Source organism: Paracoccus jeotgali, from assembly GCF_002865605.1.
GTDB classification, from domain to species: Bacteria; Pseudomonadota; Alphaproteobacteria; order Rhodobacterales; family Rhodobacteraceae; genus Paracoccus; species Paracoccus jeotgali.
Window position 1 is genome coordinate 1,021,428 of record NZ_CP025583.1, and the last position, 16,940, is coordinate 1,038,367.

Genomic DNA, 16,940 nt, shown 5'->3' on the forward strand with positions numbered 1-16,940 from the left:
CAGGTTTCGCAGCGAGGCTGGAATGACCGACCGTCCTCAACCCTATGCCCCACAACCACGGAGAGACCGCATGACCTGCCTTCGCTCTGCCGCAAGATCCGTGACGATGGGGGCGCTGACGATGGGGGCGCTGCTGGTCGGCGCCGCCTCTGCCCAGGAACCGGAGACGGAGACGACGATCTTCCGAAATGTCCGCATCTTCGACGGCACGCAGCCGACGCTGTCGCCGCCCTCGGACGTGCTGGTGCGGGGCAATGTGATCGAGACGATCTCGACCGATCCGATCGAGGCTGAGGGCGAGGCCACTGTGATCGACGGCGACGGCAGGACGCTGATGCCGGGGATGATCGACGCGTATACGCATATCGTCATGTCCACCATCCCGATCTCGACCATGATGACCGCCGATCCCAACTATGTCGCCCTGATCAGCGGGCAGGCGGCCGAGGGAATGCTGATGCGCGGCTTTACCTCGGCGCGCGATCTGGCGGGGCCGACCTTTGGCCTCAAGCGCGCCATCGACGAAGGGGTGATCCCGGGGCCGCGGATCTGGCCGTCGGGCGCGATGATCTCGCAGACCTCGGGGCATGGCGATTACCGCACCGTCCACGACATTCCGCAAAGCTATAACGAGCCGCTCTACACCACCGACCGGCAGGGCTTTTCCGCCATTGCCGACGGCCGCGCCGAGGTGCTGCGCCGCGTGCGCGAGCAGTTGATGCGCGGCGCCAGCCAGATCAAGCTGGCGGCCGGGGGCGGGGTGGCGTCCGACTACGACCCCTTGGATGTCAGCCAGTTCACCGAGGACGAGCTGCGCGCCGCCGTCGAGGCCGCCGAGGATTGGGGCACCTATGTCACCGTCCACGCCTATACCCCCGACGCCGTCCAGACCGCGATCGGCGCCGGGGTGAAGGTGATCGACCACGGCCAGCTTCTGGACGAGAAAACGGTCGAGATGATGGCCGAAAAGGGCGTCTGGTGGAGCATGCAGCCCTTTCTCGACGACGAGGACTCGGTCCCCTTCCCCGAAGGCTCGCCCAACCGCGCCAAGCAGCTCGAAATGACGAACGGCACCGACACCGCCTATGGGCTGGCCAAGAAGCACGGCGTCAACCTGGCCTGGGGCACCGATACGCTGTTCGACCCCAAGCTGGCGGCGCGGCAGGGCGCGCAGCTGGCCAAGATGGTGCGCTGGTTCGAGCCGGCCGAGGTTCTGAAGATGGCGACCCATGACAACGCCCAGCTTCTGGCGCTGTCCGGCAAGCGCAGCCCCTATGCGGGCGAGCTGGGGGTGGTGAAACAGGGCGCGCTGGCCGACCTGCTGCTGATCGACGGCGACCCGCTGAGCGACATCGACCTGATCGCCGACCCCGCCAATCTGGTGGTGATCATGAAGGATGGCGAGGTGTTCAAGAACGAACTGGCGGAGTGACCGGGGGCGTTGGCGCGTCGGCGGCTGCTAAGGGCGCAGCATGATGCGCGGCGCTTGATGCGCTGGAAGAAGGAACGCTGACGCTGCTGCAATTCGCGGGCGGTTGGGATTGGCAGCAGTTCACGGTTTCCGACGTCACATAGCCCGCCCAACGCTGCTGCTCGTGCTGCGGCACAGGTGCAGGTGCGACACTCCTACCCCTTCTCCCTCTCCCGCCGCGCCTCGACACGCTCCACCTCTTCACGCGCGGCTTCGGCCAAGGCGACGCGGGCGGGGCGGGGATGTCGCCCTCGCCGGCGGGCCAGCCTTCGCGTTGCAGGCGGCGGTCGCCGTCGGTTTCCTCGGTCTGGTCGTGGATCAGATGCACCTCGGTCGGGAAGGGCATGTCGATGCCAGCCTTCAGCAGGGCGCGCTGCACCGCGCCGATGACGCGGCCCTTGACGTGGACGACGCTGGTGCGTTCCGGCGCGGTCCACCAGCGCAGGCGGATGGTGTTCTGATAGGCGTCGATGCCATAGGGAAAGGCTTCGGTCCTCGGCTCGCGCAGCACGCCCTCGCATTCGTTCGCGGCCGCGACCATGATCTCGATGGCGCGGTCCCAGTCGTCGGCGCAACCGATGCCGACGTCGTATTCCGAGCGTCGCACCTCGTAGGCGGTATTGACCGTCACATTGCCGGTATAGATCGTGGCGTTGGGGATGATCACGCGCCGGCCGTCATAGGTCTTGATGAAGGTCGCGCGGGTCTCGATATCCTCGACCGTGCCCTCATACCCCGCGACCTCGATCTGGTCGCCGATGCGGAAGGGCTGGCGCAGCAGGATCAGCACGCCCGAGAGCAGGTTCTGCAAAATGTCCTTGAACGCGAAACCGATGGCGACCGACCCGATGCCCAGCCCCGACAGCAGATCGCCCGGCTTGAGCGAGGGCAGCACGATGGTCGCGGCCAGCAGGAAGCCCACGATCAGCACCGCCCACCGGACCATCGCCGCGCCCACGACGGCCAGGGCGGGCCGCCCGCGATAATGGATCGCACGGCGCGTGGCGTATTCGAGGCTGCGCGCGACCACCCATGTCAGCACCAGCAGCAGCGCCGCCGCGAACAGGTTCGGCAGAAGGTCCACGAAACCGTTGAACCAGCCCTGGATCTTCAGCCAGAGGCCGCTGATATCGTCCTGCAGGTCGCCCTGATCCATCCGTCCTCATCTCTGCCGTTGTGTCGAGCCTGCCATTCTGCGGCGGGTGGGGCGAAACATCAATGCCGTGTTCGCTGCGTGGCGGGACGGAAAGGGCAGAGAGGATAGGCGCGCAAGCCGCTATCGTCAAGGTTGTGCGGCTGCCTCGTTAACCGATTTGTCTTGACGTGGGCTGTCTTGGGGACAGAACATGGTGGGGACATATCGTCGGAATCGACCCGTGGGATCATCATGCAAGACTGCATGGCCGCCAGGCAAGATCGCGTCGCACGCGAGGCGTTGCCGGGCGCTGAGTTTTGGCAGTCCCGTCATCCTGAACCCACCGCAGACGGCTGGACATGGCGTTCCGCCGCGGGATGCGGGTCGCAGGGTTTTAACGAGTATTAATTTTAACCAGTGAACCCGGTGCGGCGTCAAACCCGCACCGGGCCCGATCAGCACCGGCCCTCGCCGTCGCTGCGCCCCCGTCATCACCGCAGACCCCGAAAACCCGGCATTTACATGCGGCAGGACTTCGTGTCACTTCCGTCCTGCGGGCCGCCCCCGCACGGAGGTCTGTCATGTTCTTCAACAGCTGGTACGACCTGCTGCGCCTGGTGATCGTGGGCAGCTTTGCCTATGCCGGGCTGATCATGATCCTGCAGACGACCGGCAAGCGGACGCTGGCGAAGATGAACGCCTTTGATCTGGTGGTCACGGTCGCCTTCGGTTCGACCTTCGCCTCGGCGATCCTCAACAAGGATGTGTCGCTCTCCGAGGCCCTGGCCGCCTTTGCCCTGCTTTGCGGCCTGCAATATTGCGTCACCTTCCTGTCTGTCCGGTCCGAGCGGTTCCAGGATCTCATCAAGGCCGAGCCGCGGCTGCTATTTCACCGCGGCCGCTTCCTCGAGGCTGCGATGCGGGACGAGCGGGTGACGAAAGAGGAGATCCTCGCCACCATGCGCAGCGCCGGTGTCGCCGACCTGAGCGGCGTCGACGCGGTCGTGCTGGAAACCGACGGCTCGTTCAGCGTCGTCAGGGGGGGCACGCCGGGGCCGATGGGGACGATGGCGAATGTGAACGGCGCGGACGACGCGGGCGATGCGTGAGCGATGCGCAACCGGATACCGCCCGGCGGCGTTGCGCCGGTGACGCAGGCTGACAGGACAGGACCGGAACACCCAAGATGATGCTGACGGTCCTGACCTTGCTGCTTTGGCTGCTGGCGCTGATCCTGATGGCGGTGACGCTGCTGCCGATGCTGGGGACCAAGTCGGGCATCATCCGGATGATGGATTTCCCGCGCCTGCAGATCGCCTTTGCCGCCGCCGCGGTGCTGGTTATGGCCGCCGCCACGCCGATGCCGGGCCGGGTGCTGATCCCGCTCGCGATGCTGGCGGTCTGCGGCTATCAGCTTTGGCGCATCCTGCCCTATACGATCCTCGCGCGGACCGAGCTGAGGCTGGCGCCGAATGCCGAGGACGCCGTCCGCATCCTGTCCGTCAATGTGCTGATGGAGAATGACCGCCACGCCGATCTGGCCGGGATCATCGCGGATTTCGACCCCCATATCCTGCTGCTGATGGAGACGGACGAGGCCTGGGTCTCGGCCCTCGAACCGCTGCTGGCACGGTATGAGACGGTCATCCGAGAGCCGCGCGACGATCATTACGGCATGATCTTCGCCACGCGCCTGCAGGTCGACGAGGCGCGGGTCATGCACCTGACCGTGGACGAGACCCCGTCGATCTTTGCGCAACTGAACGACCCCCAAGGCCGCTGCTTCCGCTTTGTCGGCCTGCACCCCAAGCCCCCGCTGCCGGGCGAAGGCACCGAGGATCGCGACGCGCAGATCCTTTACGCCGCCCGCTTTGCCCGCAAGGCGAATGTGCCGCTGGTCGCCACGGGCGATTTCAACGACGTCGCCTGGTCCGACACCTCGCAGACCTTCAAGCATGTCGGCCGCTACCTCGACCCGCGTATCGGCCGGGGTCTTTACGCCAGTTTTGACGCGACAAAACCCTATCTGCGCTTTCCCATCGACCAGTTCTATGTCTCGCGCGAGGTGGCGGTGGTGTCGCTGAAACGGCTGAGCTTCTTCGGTTCCGACCACTTCCCCATGGCCGCGACGGTGCGTTTCGACGCAAATCTGGCCGAGACGCTGAACGAGGCGCCTCGCCAGATCTCGGACGAGGAAGAGGCGCTGATCAAGCAATCCGTCGACCGCACCCGTGACGAGTTGGGGCATGTGAAGCTGAACTGACAAGCCGGGGTGAGGGGGAGAGGCGGTGCAAGACCGCAAGCCGGAACGGCGTTCCCTCAGCGACGTCTCGGGCGAGGACAGGCCCGGTCAGACCGGACCTGAAGCCTGCTCAGACCGTGCCGCCGAGGCTTTCCTCCAGCGCCACCAGCTCTTGCCCGCCGGCCATTAGATCCTGCAGCTCTTCCGGCGTGATCTCGCCGCGCATCGCCGTCCCCAGCGTCTGGCCGCGGTTCAGCACCGTGAAGCGGTCGCCCACCGCCATCGCGTGGCGGACGTTGTGGGTGATGAACACCACCGCGACCCCCTGCTTGCGGACCTTGTCGATGGTCGCCAGCACATTCGCCGTCTGGCGGACGCCAAGCGCGCTTGTCGGCTCGTCAAGGATCAGCACCTTCGCTCCGAAATGCACCGCGCGCGAGATCGCCACCGTCTGCCGCTCGCCGCCCGACAGGGTGCCCACGGCCTGATCGGCGCTGCGCAGGTTGATGCCCATGCGCCGCATCTCGTCCATCGTCACCTTGTTGGCGAAGCCATGGTCGAAGAACTTGAAGATGCCGAACTTCTTCTGCGGCTCGTTGCCCATGAAAAAATTGCGGCTGACCGACATCAGCGGGATCATCGCCAGATGCTGGTGGACGGTGGCGATCCCGGCGCTGATGGCATCGCGGGGGCAGGTGAAATTCATCGCCTTGCCCTCGAACAGGATCTCGCCGCCGGTGGGCTTGTGAACGCCCGACATGGTCTTAATGAAGGTCGATTTGCCGGCGCCGTTGTCGCCCAACAGGCAGTGACATTCGCCGGGAAAGATGTCGACCGAGACACCGGCAAGGGCGATGACGCTGCCGAAATGCTTTTCGATCCTGGACATCTGGATGATCGGTGCGGTGTGCGATCCCATCAGCGTTCTCCCGTGATGATGCGGCGGATATTGGTGTTCAGGATGACGGCCCCCAGCAGGATGACCCCCAGAAACACCCGGAACAGCGAGCTTTCGACATTGGCAAAGAACAGCCCCTGCTGGACCACGCCGAAGATCAGCGCGCCCAGCGCGGCCCCGATGACCGAGCCATAGCCGCCGGTCAGCAGCGCACCCCCGATGACGACGGCGATGATCGCCTCGAATTCCTTCAGCAGGCCGCGATCCGCACCGGCCGAGCCGAACTCCATCACCTGGCAGATGGCGAAGACGGTGGCGCAGAAGGCGGTGAACATGAACATCAGGATCTTGACCTTGGCGACCGGCACGCCCGAATTGCGCGCCGCCTCGGGGTCGCCGCCAGAGGCGAAGATCCAGTTGCCGAACTTGGTCCGGGTCAGCAGGACATGGCCGAACACGACCAGCGCCAGCGCCCAGACGATCAGCATGGGGATGCCGTCGACGACCGGCTCTCCGGCGCGGGCGCCGCGGTCGAAGACGCCGATCAGACCCGCATCGGCAAGCCAGCGAAACAGTCCGCCCAGGATCTTGCCCCCGAACAGCGCGCCCAGCCAGTCCCCTTCGGCCGCGTCGCGGATGCCGCCGATGATGGTCTTGCGCTCGATGGTCTGGGGCAGAAAGATCGTCAGCCCGCGCAGGATGAACAGAAACGCCAGCGTCACGATGAAGCTGGGCAGCCCGGTGCGGACCACGATCCAGCCGTTCAAGGCGCCGATGGTCACGCAGATGGCGAAAGTCACCAGGATCGCGGCCCACATCGGCCAGCCCATCGTCACCCCGAAGATCGCGACCAGCATCCCCGCAAAGCCGATCATCGAGCCGACCGACAGATCGAATTCGCCCGCGATCATCAGCAGGCAGGCACCGACCGCGATGACCATGAACTGCGCCGAGACGACAGACCAGTTCATGATCCCCTGGCTGCTGAACATGCCGCTGTCAAAGGCGAACAGCAGGAAAAAGGTGAATACCGCGATGGTGCCGACGATGCCGCCCAGTTCCGGCCGGATCAGCGCCTTGCGAAACGGTGAGATTTTCTTGACGCGCTCGTCCTGCAGCGGACTGGCTTGCGTTGCGTCGCCCATTTGCGCGCTCCTGACATGCTAACGGTTTCAGGGGCCGGGCCGGTCAGGGCCCGACCGTTCTGCAATCAGCGATACTCGCCCGCGAATTCCTCGATCAGGTCCAGGTTCTCGGCGGTGACGAAGCCGGGGCCGGCATTGACGTTGTTGCCCGGCAGCACGCCATAGCGGTGGTAATTGGTCATGAAGACCACCGGCAGATAGCCCTGCAGGAAGGGCTGCTGGTCGATGCCCCACTTGATGACGCCGGACTTGATGCCCTTGACGATCTCGTCACCCAGATCGAACGTGCCGAAATAGATGTCGCCCGCCATGCCGTTTTCTTCCAGCGCCAGCAGGGTCGGATCGGCAGAGATCGGGCCGAGGGTCAGGATCGCCTGGGTGTCGGGATTGGCCGACAGATAGGCCATCACCCGGTTCTTGATCTCGGCCGGGTCGATACCGCTGTCCAGCATGGACGAGCCGAGCTCGATCCCCAGCCCGTCGGCAAAGCCCTGACAGCGCTGCGCCAGCGTTGGCTGCTGGATCGCATGGTTCACGCACAGGAACGAGCCGATCCCGTCATCCTTGGCGCGCTGCCCGGCAGCAAGGCCTGCGTCATATTCGGGCTGGCCAATATACATCAGTGCGCCCAGCTCGCGCGCCTGCTCGCCGGTGCCGGTGTTCATGATAATGACATCGACGCCCGACGCGACCGCATCCTTGATCGGCTGCTGCAGCACGTCGTAATCGGCAAGCGTCGTGATGATGCCGTTCGGACCGGATGCGGCGGCCTGCTCGATGATGCGGGCCATGTCGGCGATGTCGCCGGTGGGCGGGTTGCGATACTCGACCTCGACCCCCATCTGCTCGCCGGCCAGGGCGATCGCGTTCTTGATGGTGTTCCACCAGCTGTCGCTGTCGGGCGCGTGGCTGACGAGGACGTATTTCTCGCCATCCGCCATCGCGGTCAGCGGCAATGGGGCTATCGCTGCGGCGACGGCCAGTGTCTTCAGGATCTTTTTCATGGTTCCTCCCTGATTCGCTACTCGTGGACGGTTGCAGTGGTGCACTTTCGCCCGATCATGGAAGCACAGCGCGAGCGATATTGCAACCGGTTGCAAAAACACAGCGCCGATCTAAATTGACAGGGCGCCCGGATTGCACGAAGCGCGAGCGGCACAGGAGGCGTGATGGCCGTCACATTGAAAGAGGTTGCGGAACATGCCGGGGTCAGCCGTTCGGCGGTCTCGCGCACCTTCACGCCCGGCGCGTCGGTCAGCGACAAGACCCGCCGCAAGGTCGAGAAATCGGCCCGCGAGCTGGGTTACAGCCCGAATGCGCTCGCCTCGTCCCTGACCACGGGCCGGACCAAGCTGATCGGGCTGATCTCGAACAACTTCCACAACCCGGTGTTTCTGACCGTCTTCGACCAGTTCACGCGGGGGCTGCAGAACCGCGGTCTGCGGCCATTGCTGGTCAACCTGACGGATGAGACCGACCCCGCGGCCTCGGTCCGGATGCTGCGGCAATATTCGGTCGATGCGGTGATCGTTGCGTCGTCGACGCTGTCGCCGGCCTTCTCGCAGGCGTTTCACGATGCGCGGATGCCCGTGGTCAATTCCTTTGGCCGGTTTTCCAGCGCACCCGATTTTCACATCGTCGGGATCGACAACGTCGAGTGCGGGCGGATGGCGGCGCGGACGCTGGTCGCGCGCGGCTACAGCCACGTGGGCTTTCTGGGCGGGCCGGAACACGCGACCTCGACGCAGGACCGGATGGCGGGTTTTCTGGCCGAGTTGCAGGCCCACCCTTCGGTCCGCGTCACCACCAGCTTTGCCGCCGCGTACAGCTTTGACGCGGGTCGCGAAGAGATGACGCGCCTGCTGCAGCAACCTTATGCCCAAGCCTATTTCTGCGGCGACGACGTGCTGTCCATCGGGGCCATGTCGGCCATCGCCGATGCCGGTCTTTCGGTGCCGGGGGACATCGGCATCATCGGCCTGAACGATATGGAGATTGCCGGCTGGGCCAATATTGCGCTGACGACGATCCGGCAGCCAATCACCGAAATCGTCGAATCCTCGATAGAACTGGTCGTGGCCATGCTGGACAAGCCCGACCGCTACCCCGAGGCGCGGATTTTCCCCTGCCGGCTGATCGAGCGAAAGACGCTTCGGCCGCTGCCGCCCGAGGGATAGGAACGCGACCGCCCGGCGGCGGTCGCGCAGGCGCCTTAGCGAAAGATCGACGGGCGCGCGTCCTTCCAGGCCCCGTTTTCGCGGGCCGAGGCGACCGCGGCATGAACGGCGGCCATGGACCGCACGCCGTCCTGCGCCAGTGGCAGCCCGTCGCGGATCTCGCCCGAAATCGCATCGGCCAGATCGCAATAGATGTTCGCAACGGCGAGGGGGAAGCCCTCGGGATGGGCGATGGCAACCCGGCTGAGCCGCTGCGCGTCTTCATGCAGCCTGCCTTCGCCCTTTTCGATAATCTGCGTCCGCCGGCCGAGGGGCGTATAGACCAGCTGGTTCGGCTGCTCTGACGTCCAGCGCAGCCCGCCCGTCTCGCCAAAGACCTGAATGTCGAACCCGTGCTGACGCCCGATCGCCACCGATGAGGTCCAGAGCCGCCCCACCGCGCCGCCTTCCATGCGGAAATTCACCATCGCGTCGTCTTCAAGCTGCCGGCTGGAAATCGTCGAGGCGAAATCGGCCGAGAGGCTTTCCACCTGATCGTCGGCGATGAAGCTGGCCATATGCAGCGCGTGGATGCCGCAATCGGCGAACTGGCCTGAAATCCCCGCCTGCGCCGGATCATAACGCCAGCGGACGCGGGGGTTGTCCGCATCCGTGGCGTCGCCGTGGTGCCCGTGGCTGAAATTGGTGACCACCAGCCGGATCTTGCCCAACTCGCCATTGCGCACCATCGCGCGCGCTTGACGGACCATGGGATAGGCCGAGTAGCAATAATTCACGGCGCAGATCTTGCCGCTGCGCGCGGCGATTTCGACAATCGCCTCGCCTTCCTCGACGGTCATGGTCATCGGCTTTTCGCACAGCACGTTGAAGCCGGCCTCGAGGAACGCCTTGGTGATCTCGAAATGCGTCGCATTGGGCGTGGCCACGGTCACCAGATCGACGCGATCCTCGCGCCCACGCTCGCCCGCCAGCATGTCTTGCCAGCTGCCATAGGCGCGGTCGGGCGCGATGCCCAGCTGCGTGCCGTAGTCGCGGCCGATCTCGGCCCGGTGATCAAGGGCCCCTGCGACGAAATCAAAGCGCCCGTCGGCGCGTGCGCCCAGGCGATGCGCGGGCCCGATCTGGCTGCCTTCGCCGCCGCCGATCATGCCCCATCCAAGTCTTTTCATGTTGCTGCCTTCTACTTGAAGCCGATGGATTCGAGGTATTCCCGGTTGTCGCGGCTATCTTCCATCGGCGTGACATCCAGCGTCGGATCGCAGTCCTGTTCGACCGTGCACCAGCCCTGATATCCCGCATCCAGCAACACCTGCCGCACCGCCGGGAAATCGACGTCGCCCTGACCCAGCTTGCAGAAGATGCCTTGCCCGCAGGCGTCATAGAAGCCGGTCCGGTTCTCGATGGCCGCGGCCTTGACGGCCGAGTCTATGTCCTTAAAGTGCATGTAGGAGATGCGATCGATGTGCCGTTTCATGAAGGCCACGGGATCGTAGCCGGCATAGGAATGGTGGCCGGTGTCGAAGCAGATTTTCAGGATGCTCTCGTCAACCTCGTCCAGCAGCCGCTCGAGCTCCGGCTCGAAATCCATGAAACCTGCGGCATGGGCGTGAATGCCGACGGTCAGGCCATATTCCTCGGCCCCGATGCGGGCTGATTCCGCGATGCGGTCGCGATAGGCCTGCCATTCGGGCTTTTCCATCTGCTCGGCCTCGCCGTCGCGTCCGGCGGTCGGCGCGCGCCGGGGCGAGATCGAATCGATCAGCACCAGATGCTGCGCCCCATGCGCCTTTAGCGCCCGCGCGGTCCGGTGGGTGGCGTCCAGCACATCCGCCCACGCGTCGGGGTCGTGATAAGGGCGAAAGACGACGCCGCCGATCAGCTCCAGCCCGTTTTCGGCCAGGGCATCGCCCAGAATGGCGGGATCTTCGGGCATGAACCCGACCGGACCCAGCTCGATCCCCTTGTATCCGGCCTCGGCACATTCTTTCAGAACCTGACGCCAATCGGGGTTGCGCGGGTCCGAGGCGAACTCGACACCCCAACTGCAGGGCGCGTTTCCGATACGAATGCTCATCTGCTTGTCTCTCCCTGTCTAGATGTCGCCAACGTCGACCCAGCGACGCTGTTCTGAGGATTCCAGTGCGGCATGGACCACCTGCGCGACCTCCAGCCCGTCGCGGAAGGTCGGCCAGACCGGCTTGCCGGTTTCGATGGCCTGCAGGAAATCGCGGGCCTCGATGATGATCTGATCCTGATAGCCGGTGCCGTGACCTGGCCCCTGACAGAATGCCTGATAGTCGGGATGGGCGGGGCCGGTCAGGATGCGGGTAAAGCCGCGCGTGGCCTCGTCCCCCTCGCTGCGATACAGCCACAGCGAGTTCTGGTCTTCCTGATCGAAACGGATCGCGCCCCTGGTGCCGGTGACCTCATAGGCATAACCCATTTTGCGACCGGTCGCGATGCGCGAGAAATACATCTGCCCCATCGCGCCGCTGTCGAAGCGGACCATCATCTGGGCGTGATCGTCATTGGTGACCGCACCGCCGGGCCGGCTGGCGTGGACGGTCTCGACCTCGGCCATGACACTTTTGATCGGTCCGATCAGCGCAAGCGCGCCGTTGATCATGTGCGGGGCCAGATCGCCCATCGTGCCGTTGGCGGTGCCGTCGGTCCGCCAACTGGCCGGTGCGTCGGGATCGGCATAGAAATCCTCGGTATGTTCGCCGCGGAACATGGTCACATCGCCGATGACCCCGTCGGCGATCAACTGGCGTGCGAACTGGCTGGCCGGGGTGCGGATATAGTTGAAGCCGACCATGTTGGGCTGGCCCGAGGCCAGAGCCGCGGCCACCATCGCCCGGCTGTCGGCGAGTGACGCGCCCAGCGGCTTTTCGCAGAAGACCGGCTTTCCCGCCGCAAAGGCGGCCTCGGCGATCTGGCGATGGGTCTGTTGCGGCGTGGCGATGATGATGGCCTCGACCGCGTCATCATGGACAAGTTTGCGCCAGTCATCCGTGGCGCGGCCAAATCCGTATTGCTGCCGATACTGTTCCGCCGTCTCGGGGCGCGAGGCGCAGATCATCTCGAGCCGCGGGCGCAGCGTCGTTGCGAACACGGCCCCGACCGCGGCCATGGCCACGGAATGCGCCTTGCCCATATATCCGCCGCCCAGCACACCGATCCCGATTTCCCGCAATGCCGTCCCTCCCTGAAAATTAGAATTGCAACCGGTTGCAAAATTTGTAACCTTGGAATCGACGAGCCGCAAGATGCAATCACGACTTCAAAACAATTGGCGAGGCGCTGCACCATGACGCAGGACACCATCACACTGACCACGGCGCAGGCCATCATCCGCTGGCTGGCGAACCAGTATATCAAGATCGACGGCACCCAGCATCGCATCTGCGGGGGCGGCTTCGGGATCTTTGGTCATGGCAACGTGACCTGTCTGGGCGAGGCGCTGAACTCCGTCCGGCAGGAACTGCCGCTGTATCGCGGGCAGAACGAGACCGGCATGGGCTTTGCCGCCGCCGGTTACGCCAAGCAGTGGTTGCGGCAGCGGTTCATGTTCTGCACGGCGTCCGCGGGGCCGGGGACGTCGAACCTGGTGACCAGTGCCGCGCTTGCGCACGCCAACCGGCTGCCGCTGCTGCTGCTGTGCGGCGACACCTTTGTCACACGGCTGCCCGATCCGGTGCTGCAGCAGATGGAGAATTTCGGCGACCCGACCTTTGGCGTGAACGATGCCTTCAAGCCGGTCACGCGCTATTGGGACCGCATCAGCCATCCGGCGCAGATCCTGCAATCCCTGCCGAATGCGCTGGCGACCATGCTGGACCCGGCCGATTGCGGGCCGGCCTTTCTGGGGTTGCCGCAGGATGTGCAGGGCTGGACCTATGACTATCCGTCCAGCTTCTTCGACGGCAAGCTGCACCGCATCCGCCGCCAGCACGCGGACGCGGACGAACTTGCCGAGGCCGCGGCCCTGCTGCGCAGCGCAAAGCGCCCCATGATCATCGCGGGCGGCGGCGTGCAGTATTCCCGCGCCGTCACCGAACTGACCGATTTCGCCGAGGCGCATGACATTCCCGTCGTCGAAACCATCGCCGGGCGCGCCAATCTGCGGGCGACCCATCCGCTGAACATCGGCCCCATCGGCGTCACCGGGTCCGACAGCGCCAACGCCATCGCAGCCAAGGCCGATGTCGTTCTGGCGGTTGGCACGAGGCTGCAGGATTTCACCACCGGGTCATGGACCGCCTTTGCGCCGGATGCCCGCATCATCGGCATCAACGCGGCGCGGCATGACGCGATGAAGCACGTCTCGGTGCCCGTGGTCGGCGACGCAAGGCTGTCGCTGACAGCGCTGGGGCAGGGGGCGGGGGACTACCGCGCGCCGCGCGACTGGGTCGAGTCCGCGCAGCAGCAGCGGGGGCAGTGGGATGATTACGTCGCCGACAATATCCGGCCGGGGAACCGCCTGAATTCCTACGCGCAGGTGATAGGCGTCGTGAACGCGCATTGCGACAGCCGCGACCGGATCGTGGCGGCCGCCGGTGGCTTGCCGGCCGAAGTCACCGCCAACTGGCGTACGCTAGAACCCGGCACCGTGGATGTCGAGTTCGGCTTCAGCTGCATGGGCTATGAGATCGCGGGCGCATGGGGCGCGCGCATCGCCCAATACCAGCAGGAACCCGATCGCGACACCATCACCTTTTGCGGGGACGGGTCCTATCTGATGCTGAACTCGGACCTCTATTCCTCGGTCCTCAGCAACCGCAAGCTGATCGTTCTGTTGCTGGACAATGGCGGCTTCGCGGTCATCAACAAGCTGCAGAACAACACCGGCAACGAGAGCTTCAACAACCTGCTCGAAGATTGCCCGACCATCGAAAATCCCTTCCGCGTCGATTTCGTCGCCCATGCCGCCGCGATGGGCGCCGAGGCCGAGCGGGTCGAGAACCCCGCCGAACTGGCCGAGGCGTTTAAACGCGCCAAGGCCAGCGACAAGACCTATGTGATCGTCATGGATGTCGACGCCTATGACGGCTGGACCACGCAAGGCCATGCCTGGTGGGAGGTCGGCACCCCCCACGCCTCGGACGATGCGCGGGTGCGGCAGGGACATCTGGATCAGGAAGCCGGGCGTGACGCGCAGCGGAGGGGGGTCTGATGCAGGACCTGATCGCGGCGGTCGCCAAGCGCCGTTTCGTGGTGCTGGGGCGTGCGGGTATGGACCTGTTCGCCGATCCGCCCGGCACCAAATCCGAAACTGCCGAGACCTTCCGTGCCGATCTGGGCGGGTCTTCGGCCAATATCTGCGTCGGGCTGGTCAAGCTGGGTTGCGAGGCCGCACTCGTCACCTCGGTCTCGGATGACGCGGTGGGCCGCTTCGCGACCAACAGGCTGTCCCATTACGGCGTCGACACGCGTTATCTGCGGGTGCTGGGCGGCGAATATCGCCTGTCGCTCGCGGTCTATGAAAGCTGCATCGAGAATTTCCAGAACGTCATCTATCGCAACAACGCCGTCGATTTCCAGATGACCAATGACGATGTTGACCGGGTCGATTACGCCGCCTATGGCGCCTTGATCACCGCCGGCACCGTCTTTGCCGCCGAGCCATCGCGCTCGGCCAGCTTTCGCGCCTTTGCCCGCGCCAGATCGGCAGGCCTGCCGGTCATCTTCGACATCGACTATCGCCCCTATTCTTGGGCCTCGGCCGACGAAGCCGCCCGCGTCCTGTCCCGCGCCGGTGCCGAAAGCGACATGATCGTGGGCAACGACGAAGAGTTCGGCTTCATGGCCGGCGGGATCGACAAGGGGCTGGACAAAGCCCGCGAACTGGCTTCGCAGGGCAAGCTGGTCGTCTACAAGATGGGCGAGGCGGGGGCAGTGACCTTTTCCGGCGGGCAAGAGATCCGGACCGGGATCTATCCCGTCACCGCGCTGAAACCGAACGGCGCCGGCGACAGCTTTCTGGCGGGGATGCTCGCCAGCCTCGCCGATGGGCACGAGCTGCGCGACGCGGTCCTGCGCGGCTCGGCCTGCGCCTCGATTGTGGTGTCCCAACCCGGCTGCGCGCCGGCCATGCCCGACCGGCAGGCACTCGACGACTTCACAGCCTCACGGCCAGACCCTGTCACAGGGTAAAGGAGAGATCATGCATATCGCACCCCACGACAACCGGAACCAGCCCATCGTCGATGTCGACCATCCGCTGGTGCCGCTCAATTACTTCAACATCGTCAAGCTACGGCACGGCGAGGTGTTCGACTATGCCGTGCCGGGATACGAGACCTGCATCGTCCCCGCCACCGGCACGGTCGATGTCGATGTCGACGGCGCAAGCTTTCCGGATCTGGGCAACCGTGTCGAGGATGTCTGGGACGGCGAGCCCGAGGGCGTCTATGTCCCCGTCGGCGCACAGGCGCGGATGACCTGCAAGACCCCCACCGCAGAGGTCTTCATCGCCGGGGCGAAATTCGACCGCGTTCTCGAACCCTTCGACGTGCGCGTGCCCGACCTCGATCTGGTGCAATACGGCTCGGACGAGACCAAGACCCACCGCAAGATCAAGCATATCTTGGGCGCCAACCATCACGACCGCGTCGGGCGCCTGCTGGTGTCGGAACTGTTCACCGTGGGCGAGGGCGGCTGGTCGGGGTTCCCCAGCCACAAGCACGACACCGACCGCAAGGCCGATGACGGCAGCATGATAGAGACGCGCCATGACGAGACCTATAACTTCCGCTTCAAGCCGAATTACGGCTCTGGCCTGCAGATGCTGCAGCGCGAGGATAACGAGCCGGGCGACGCCTATCACATCATGGACGGCTCGACCCTGTGCATCGACAAGGGCTATCACCCCTGCGCAGTGCTGCCGGGCTACCAGATGTATTACTTCACAATCCTCGGCGGCCTGACGCAGCGCAGCCTGAAGCAGTATTTCCAGCCCACCCATGCCGCGCAGCTGCACACCATCCCCGGCATCATGGACATGGTGAGCAAGTTCAAATGAGCCTTGTCACCCTGTCCGACGTTCTGCAGCCCGCCTTGCGCGATGGCTACGCCGTGGCCGGTCTGGTCACCCTGGGGTGGGAGGATATGCGCGCCTATGTCGCCGCAGCCGAGGCCGAAAACTGCCCCGTGATCCTGCAGGCCGGCCCCAGTTGCCGCGCCCACACGCCGCTGCCGGTGCTGGGGCGGATGTTCCGGCACCTGGCGGAACACGCCAGCGTGCCCGTCGTCGCGCATCTGGACCACGGCTATACGCTGGCGGAATGTCGCGAGGCGATCGACAGCGGCTTTACCTCGGTCATGTTCGACGGCTCGCGCAAGCCCTTGGCGCAGAACATCGCCGAGACCCGTCAGGTGGTGCAGATGGCGCATGAGGCCGGCGTTTCATGCGAGGGCGAGATCGGCTTCGTCGGCTATTCCGGCGGCGACGCATCGGCCGGCACTGACCCCGACGAAGCCGCCCGCTTTGCCCGCGAGACCGGGGTGGACGCCATGGCGATCTCGGTCGGGAATGTGCATCTGCAACAGAACCGCGAGGGCGGGCTGGACATTGACCGCATCCGCGCCATCGAGGCGGTGACAAGCGTGCCGCTGGTCATCCATGGCGGCTCTGGCGTGCCCATCGCGCAGCGGACGACGCTGGCCCGACAGACGAGGATCTGCAAATTCAACATCGGGACCGAGCTGCGCATGGTCTTCGGCAGCGCGCTGCGCGAGGTGCTGCAGCAGGACCCCGACCGCTATGACCGCATCGCGATCCTCAAGGAAACGCAAGAACCGATGATGCAGGCCGCCCGCCACGTCCTGACCGCCCTGAAGCGAGGCTAGAGGGCAGTCACTAACTTGACC

At 65.0% G+C, this 16,940-nt stretch carries 15 protein-coding genes; 8 read left to right on the plus strand and 7 right to left on the minus strand.

Translation table 11 applies throughout. The annotated features are described in order from the left end of the window. Nucleotides 1-106 precede the first annotated feature (106 nt). Nucleotides 107-1,432, plus strand: a complete 1,326-nt coding sequence (locus CYR75_RS05120; RefSeq protein ID WP_225972849.1) for a metal-dependent hydrolase family protein — start codon at nt 107-109, stop codon at nt 1,430-1,432. Here CYR75_RS05120 and CYR75_RS05125 read toward each other — a convergent pair. Next, nucleotides 1,410-2,627, minus strand: a complete 1,218-nt coding sequence (locus CYR75_RS05125; RefSeq protein ID WP_101499100.1) for a mechanosensitive ion channel family protein — start codon at nt 2,625-2,627, stop codon at nt 1,410-1,412. The genes CYR75_RS05120 and CYR75_RS05125 overlap by 23 nt on opposite strands. Nucleotides 2,628-3,187: 560 nt before the next feature. Between CYR75_RS05125 and CYR75_RS05130 the strand changes: the two genes are divergently transcribed. Both CYR75_RS05130 and CYR75_RS05135 read left to right on the plus strand, forming a co-directional pair. After that, the gene (locus CYR75_RS05130; protein ID WP_101499101.1) at nt 3,188-3,715 is read left to right on the plus strand and encodes a DUF421 domain-containing protein; all 528 of its coding nucleotides are present in this window, start codon (nt 3,188-3,190) and stop codon (nt 3,713-3,715) included. Nucleotides 3,716-3,792: 77 nt separating this feature from the next. After that, nucleotides 3,793-4,869 (plus strand): endonuclease/exonuclease/phosphatase family protein, encoded by a 1,077-nt coding sequence (locus tag CYR75_RS05135; RefSeq protein ID WP_101499102.1) that lies wholly within the window; start codon nt 3,793-3,795, stop codon nt 4,867-4,869. A gap of 109 nt (nt 4,870-4,978) precedes the next feature. Here CYR75_RS05135 and CYR75_RS05140 read toward each other — a convergent pair whose 3' ends face one another. From CYR75_RS05140 to CYR75_RS05150, 3 genes are all read right to left on the minus strand, one after another. Beyond that, a complete protein-coding gene (locus tag CYR75_RS05140; protein WP_101499103.1) occupies nt 4,979-5,767 on the minus strand; it encodes an ATP-binding cassette domain-containing protein in 789 nt (262 codons plus the stop codon). After that, nucleotides 5,767-6,891, minus strand: coding sequence for an ABC transporter permease (locus CYR75_RS05145; RefSeq protein WP_101499104.1), 1,125 nt, complete (start codon nt 6,889-6,891; stop codon nt 5,767-5,769). Before CYR75_RS05145 ends, CYR75_RS05140 begins: the two co-directional genes overlap by 1 nt. A 65-nt stretch (nt 6,892-6,956) precedes the next feature. Beyond that, a complete protein-coding gene (locus CYR75_RS05150; protein WP_101499105.1) occupies nt 6,957-7,895 on the minus strand; it encodes a sugar ABC transporter substrate-binding protein in 939 nt (312 codons plus the stop codon). Nucleotides 7,896-8,060: 165 nt separating this feature from the next. Between CYR75_RS05150 and CYR75_RS05155 the strand changes: the two genes are divergently transcribed. Next, nucleotides 8,061-9,068, plus strand: coding sequence for a LacI family DNA-binding transcriptional regulator (locus CYR75_RS05155; RefSeq protein ID WP_101499106.1), 1,008 nt, complete (start codon nt 8,061-8,063; stop codon nt 9,066-9,068). A gap of 35 nt (nt 9,069-9,103) precedes the next feature. Here the strand turns inward: CYR75_RS05155 and CYR75_RS05160 are convergent, their stop codons facing one another. The 3 genes from CYR75_RS05160 to CYR75_RS05170 are packed head-to-tail and all read right to left on the minus strand — an operon-like array spanning nt 9,104 to nt 12,264. Beyond that, complete coding sequence (locus CYR75_RS05160; RefSeq protein ID WP_101499107.1) at nt 9,104-10,237, minus strand: Gfo/Idh/MocA family protein; 1,134 nt, start codon at nt 10,235-10,237, stop codon at nt 9,104-9,106. A gap of 11 nt (nt 10,238-10,248) precedes the next feature. Next, nucleotides 10,249-11,142 (minus strand): sugar phosphate isomerase/epimerase family protein, encoded by an 894-nt coding sequence (locus tag CYR75_RS05165; protein WP_101499108.1) that lies wholly within the window; start codon nt 11,140-11,142, stop codon nt 10,249-10,251. Nucleotides 11,143-11,160: 18 nt separating this feature from the next. Then, nucleotides 11,161-12,264: a Gfo/Idh/MocA family protein gene (locus CYR75_RS05170; RefSeq protein WP_192876687.1), complete on the minus strand. Its 1,104-nt coding sequence runs from the start codon at nt 12,262-12,264 to the stop codon at nt 11,161-11,163. A gap of 114 nt (nt 12,265-12,378) precedes the next feature. Between CYR75_RS05170 and iolD the strand changes: the two genes are divergently transcribed. The 4 genes from iolD to CYR75_RS05190 are packed head-to-tail and all read left to right on the plus strand — an operon-like array spanning nt 12,379 to nt 16,919. After that, nucleotides 12,379-14,244, plus strand: a complete 1,866-nt coding sequence (gene iolD / locus CYR75_RS05175; protein ID WP_101499110.1) for a 3D-(3,5/4)-trihydroxycyclohexane-1,2-dione acylhydrolase (decyclizing) — start codon at nt 12,379-12,381, stop codon at nt 14,242-14,244. Further along, entirely contained in the window at nt 14,244-15,224 is a 981-nt protein-coding gene (iolC, locus tag CYR75_RS05180; protein ID WP_101499111.1) for a 5-dehydro-2-deoxygluconokinase, read from the plus strand. Before iolD ends, iolC begins: the two co-directional genes overlap by 1 nt. A gap of 10 nt (nt 15,225-15,234) precedes the next feature. After that, on the plus strand, nt 15,235-16,092 hold the full coding sequence (locus CYR75_RS05185; RefSeq protein ID WP_101499112.1) for a 5-deoxy-glucuronate isomerase: 858 nt from the start codon (nt 15,235-15,237) through the stop codon (nt 16,090-16,092). Continuing rightward, nucleotides 16,089-16,919: a class II fructose-bisphosphate aldolase gene (locus CYR75_RS05190; RefSeq protein WP_101499113.1), complete on the plus strand. Its 831-nt coding sequence runs from the start codon at nt 16,089-16,091 to the stop codon at nt 16,917-16,919. Before CYR75_RS05185 ends, CYR75_RS05190 begins: the two co-directional genes overlap by 4 nt. The last annotated feature ends 21 nt before the right edge of the window (nt 16,920-16,940 follow it).

What these genes read in the sequence shown, in the direction of transcription:
- CYR75_RS05120 (WP_225972849.1), top strand. Translation starts at nt 107, where the DNA reads ATGGGGGCGCTGACGATGGGGGCGCTGCTGGTCGGCGCCGCCTCTGCC.
- CYR75_RS05125 (WP_101499100.1), bottom strand. Translation starts at nt 2,627, where the DNA reads ATGGATCAGGGCGACCTGCAGGACGATATCAGCGGCCTCTGGCTGAAG.
- CYR75_RS05130 (WP_101499101.1), top strand. Translation starts at nt 3,188, where the DNA reads ATGTTCTTCAACAGCTGGTACGACCTGCTGCGCCTGGTGATCGTGGGC.
- CYR75_RS05135 (WP_101499102.1), top strand. Translation starts at nt 3,793, where the DNA reads ATGATGCTGACGGTCCTGACCTTGCTGCTTTGGCTGCTGGCGCTGATC.
- CYR75_RS05140 (WP_101499103.1), bottom strand. Translation starts at nt 5,767, where the DNA reads ATGGGATCGCACACCGCACCGATCATCCAGATGTCCAGGATCGAAAAG.
- CYR75_RS05145 (WP_101499104.1), bottom strand. Translation starts at nt 6,891, where the DNA reads ATGGGCGACGCAACGCAAGCCAGTCCGCTGCAGGACGAGCGCGTCAAG.
- CYR75_RS05150 (WP_101499105.1), bottom strand. Translation starts at nt 7,895, where the DNA reads ATGAAAAAGATCCTGAAGACACTGGCCGTCGCCGCAGCGATAGCCCCA.
- CYR75_RS05155 (WP_101499106.1), top strand. Translation starts at nt 8,061, where the DNA reads ATGGCCGTCACATTGAAAGAGGTTGCGGAACATGCCGGGGTCAGCCGT.
- CYR75_RS05160 (WP_101499107.1), bottom strand. Translation starts at nt 10,237, where the DNA reads ATGAAAAGACTTGGATGGGGCATGATCGGCGGCGGCGAAGGCAGCCAG.
- CYR75_RS05165 (WP_101499108.1), bottom strand. Translation starts at nt 11,142, where the DNA reads ATGAGCATTCGTATCGGAAACGCGCCCTGCAGTTGGGGTGTCGAGTTC.
- iolD (WP_101499110.1), top strand. Translation starts at nt 12,379, where the DNA reads ATGACGCAGGACACCATCACACTGACCACGGCGCAGGCCATCATCCGC.
- iolC (WP_101499111.1), top strand. Translation starts at nt 14,244, where the DNA reads ATGCAGGACCTGATCGCGGCGGTCGCCAAGCGCCGTTTCGTGGTGCTG.
- CYR75_RS05185 (WP_101499112.1), top strand. Translation starts at nt 15,235, where the DNA reads ATGCATATCGCACCCCACGACAACCGGAACCAGCCCATCGTCGATGTC.
- CYR75_RS05190 (WP_101499113.1), top strand. Translation starts at nt 16,089, where the DNA reads ATGAGCCTTGTCACCCTGTCCGACGTTCTGCAGCCCGCCTTGCGCGAT.